Annotated in this window: 4 protein-coding genes; 3 read left to right on the top strand and 1 reads right to left on the bottom strand. The window is 59.5% G+C overall.

What is annotated here, in order from left to right; translation table 11 throughout:
- Positions 1 to 120 precede the first annotated feature (120 nt).
- Positions 121 to 789: a TIGR00730 family Rossman fold protein gene (locus tag V6C16_RS09310; RefSeq protein WP_333536893.1), complete on the bottom strand. Its 669-nt coding sequence runs from the start codon at positions 787 to 789 to the stop codon at positions 121 to 123.
- A 441-nt stretch (positions 790 to 1,230) separates the two neighbouring features.
- Between V6C16_RS09310 and V6C16_RS09305 the strand changes: the two genes are divergently transcribed.
- From V6C16_RS09305 to V6C16_RS09295, 3 genes are all read left to right on the top strand, one after another.
- Positions 1,231 to 2,841 carry an MBL fold metallo-hydrolase gene (locus V6C16_RS09305; RefSeq protein WP_333536894.1) on the top strand — a complete coding sequence of 537 codons (1,611 nt, stop codon included), beginning with the start codon at positions 1,231 to 1,233 and terminating at the stop codon, positions 2,839 to 2,841.
- 15 nt (positions 2,842 to 2,856) lie between these two features.
- Positions 2,857 to 3,408 (top strand): 16S rRNA (guanine(966)-N(2))-methyltransferase RsmD, encoded by a 552-nt coding sequence (gene rsmD / locus V6C16_RS09300; protein ID WP_333536892.1) that lies wholly within the window; start codon positions 2,857 to 2,859, stop codon positions 3,406 to 3,408.
- Positions 3,405 to 3,654, top strand: a 250-nt coding sequence (locus V6C16_RS09295) for a pantetheine-phosphate adenylyltransferase (protein ID WP_333543063.1), incomplete at its 3' end; no start/stop codon positions are given. The genes rsmD and V6C16_RS09295, both read left to right, overlap by 4 nt.

Below are 3,654 nucleotides of genomic sequence, written 5' to 3'. Positions count from 1 at the left end.
CGGGCGGGGCCGCAGGCACAGGCCCCGCAGGCGCAAAGGCGCGAAATCCCCCACCCCGGGGGCGAGACCCGCCGGGGAAGGGGAAAAGAGCGTCCGGCATGTCACGCCACATACGGCATCCTAAAGGATGACAATCTTGCGCAGATGGTTGACCACTTCTTCCGGCGTATCGCACACGGTGATAAGCCGGTCTATTTCCTTTTCATTGATAAAGCCGCGTCCGGCCATGTTTTTACGCAGCCATTCCACCATGCCGCTCCAGAAGCTGGAATCGTACAGCACTATGGGGAAGGGGCGCGTGCGGCCGGTCTGGGCCAGAACAAAAGCTTCGGAGAGCTCGTCAATGGTTCCCATGCCGCCGGGCATGACCACATAGGCCATGGCGTACTTGACGAACATGAACTTGCGGATGAAGAAATAACGAAAATTACAGCGGGTTTTAACATACTGGTTGCAACCCTGCTCGTGCGGCAGGTGGATGTGCAGGCCCACAGACTCGCCCCCGGCCTCGGTGGCGCCCTTGTTGGCCGCTTCCATAACGCCGGGGCCGCCGCCGGTGATGATGCCGAAACCGGCCTCTACCAGAAGTTTCGCAATTTTTTCCGTATCCTTGTATTCCTGCGTTTCGGCGGTGCTGCGGGCAGAGCCGAAAATGGAAATGCAGTTGACCTTGAGGGCATTGAGGATGTCCAGGGCTTCTACCATTTCGGCCATGATGCGGAAGGTACGCCAGGATTCGGTGGTCACGGAGGCAAGATCGTCTACGATATTCTGCTGCAGTTCAGGCATGGATACTCCTTTTGTATCTTCCATTATTCCGGGCAGCGGGTTTATCCGGCCTTGTTGCCGGCTCGCGGCCAGGTCGCAAACGTATGAATGTATCCTGCCGCCCGCGGGCGGCAGGAGTGTAATCAGGGTCGCAGTATATGTGGCCCGGTACGTAAAGGCAATGCGAAGCTTTAGCGCAATGGGCCGCGCGGTCAGGCGGGCAACTTGACGCTACGCGCCCCAAGCGGCTATGGAAAAAAGTCCTGTGCGGCTTTTCGCAACACAGGGCCGCGCCGAAGGCGTTTACCGTCTGCGCCCAAGCACACCGGGCCGCACACAGCCGGAACGCAGCGCCATGCTTGAAAACAGCGTTGCCAAGGCGGAAAAACGGACGCGCAAAAGACCGCCTGCCGCCTCGGTAATCCGGCGGCCTTTTGCCGCCAACTCTTACCGGAGGCCATGATGAAGGTCCAATTTCTGGGCGCGGCGCAAACCGTGACCGGTTCCTGCTACATGATTGAGGCATGCGGCAAGCGTTTCTGCATTGACTGCGGCATGCATCAGGGCAACAAGGCCATTGACGCCCGCAACCGCGAAACAGAAGTCTACCGGCCCACGGATATCGACTTCATGCTTATTACCCACGCGCATATAGACCATTCGGGCCTTCTGCCCCGGATTGTGCGCGAGGGTTTTCATAATCCCGTATACTGCACCAAGGCCACCAGCGAACTGCTGGACCTCATGCTGCAGGACAGCGCCCACATCCAGGAAATGGAAGCCCAGTGGGAAGCCAAAAAATACATGCGCCGGGGCCTGAAAAATCCCCCCGCCGCCCTCTACACCGTGGAGGACGCGCAAAAAGCCGTGTCGCTCTTTTCTCCTGTGGACTACCACAAGACATTTGAGCCTGCGCCGGGCATCCGCGTCACCTATTATGATGCCGGGCATATTCTCGGCTCCGGTTCGGTACGCCTTGAGGCCGATGAAGACGGCAAGACCACAAGTCTCATCTTTTCCGGCGACATCGGCCGCCCGCAGGCCCTCATTGTGCGCAGCCCCGAAAGCCCGCCGCAGGCCGACTATGTTTTTATGGAGTCCACCTACGGCGACCGCGACCATAAAAACGAAGAAAGCAGCGACCAGGAACTGGCCGAAGCCATTGCCTACAGCTACGGCAAAGGCGAAAAAGTCATCATTCCGGCCTTTGCCGTGGAGCGCACCCAGGAGGTGCTGTACTGCCTGCACACCCTGAGCAAGCAGGGCAAGCTGCCCGAAGACATGCCCGTATATGTGGACAGCCCCCTGGCTATCCGCGCCACCGAAGTTTTTGAGCGCAACCGCGAGCTTTTTGACGATGCCGCCCAAAAGCTGCTCAACAACGGCGACAATCCCTTTGCGCTGCCCAACCTGCGCTACACCCTGTCCGTGGCGGACTCCCAGGCCATCAACGACTACAAGGGGCCGGCCATTGTCATTTCCGCCAGCGGCATGTGCAATGCGGGCCGTGTGCGCCATCACCTGCGCCATAATATCTGGAAGCCCGGCGCGAGCATCGTTTTTGTGGGCTATCAGGCCGTTGGCACGCCCGGCCGTAAAATTGTTGAAAAGGCCAAAAAAATAACCCTGTTTGGTGAAGACATGGATGTGGCTGCCCGCATTTTCACCATTAACGGCTTTTCCGGCCATGCCGGGCAAAGCCAGCTTCTGGACTGGCTGGCCCCCCTGACCCACAACTGCGCCCAGATAGTGCTGACCCACGGCGAAATCAAGGCGCAGGAAACGCTGGCCGGGCTTATCCATCAGCGGTTTGGCCTCAAGCCGCGCATTGCCGCCTATCTTGAAGAAATGGTGCTGGACGGCTGCGAGGTTACGGCCACCGTCACCCACGAAACCAAGGCCCATCCCAGGGTGGACTGGGGCTTTCTTACCAGCGAAGTGGAACGCAAGTGGGACATGTTCAAAGGCAAGCTGGCCGATGTGGAAGCCCGCCCCTGGGTGGAACAGACCGATTTGCAGGAAGCTCTGGAAAAAATGGACTATGCTCTCACGCGCCTCATTTCGCGCATGTAGGAGAATGGAAACATCATGCGCATCATAGCGGGCCGCCTTGGCGGCCGTATTCTGAAAACTGTTGAGGGCGAAGGCTATCGCCCCGCCATGGGCAGAACCCGCGAAGCCCTCTTTTCAATGCTCGTCGCCCGTGGGCTGGTATGGTCCACGGTACGGGTGCTGGACCTTTTTGCCGGCAGCGGCAGCCTGGCCCTTGAATCCATCAGCCGGGGCGCTCCGCATGCCCTGCTGGTGGAAAATTCAACCGCAGCCATGCGCTGCCTTCAGGCCAATGTGGAAAACCTCGGCGTGCAGTTCGAGGCAGGGCTTGTGAAAGACGATGTGCTCAAAGTGCTCAAGCGGCCGCCGCAGGAGCCGTACAACCTTGTTTTTATGGACCCGCCCTATCGCAAAAAACTGGCGGAACCGGCCTTGCGCCTTCTGGCGGCCCATCGCTGGCTTGCGCCCGGAGCCTTTGTGACGGCGGAGATTGAAAAGGAGGCGCGCTTTGCCGTGCCCCAGGGTTTTACCCTGGAAACCGACAGGCTGCTGGGCCAGACCCGCGTCTGCATCTGGATAGCATCATGAGAATAGCCATGTATCCCGGCACATTCGACCCGCTGACCAATGGTCATCTCAGCCTTATCCGGCGCGGGTGCGAAGTTTTTGACCAGATTATCGTGGCCGTGGCCGACAATACGCCCAAACGCCCCCTGTTCAGCCACGAAGAGCGCGTGAACATGGCCCGCGAGGCCCTCAAGGACGAACCGCGCGCCTGTGTGGAGCCGTTCTCGGGCCTGACCGTGGAATATGCCGCCCAGCGCGGGGCCTGCG

Origin of the sequence: Desulfovibrio sp. 1188_IL3213, assembly GCF_036763145.1 — a bacterium.
GTDB lineage: Bacteria > Desulfobacterota > Desulfovibrionia > Desulfovibrionales > Desulfovibrionaceae > Desulfovibrio.
Note: the sequence above shows the minus strand (reverse complement) of the source record. Positions and strands in the feature narration are given on the sequence as shown.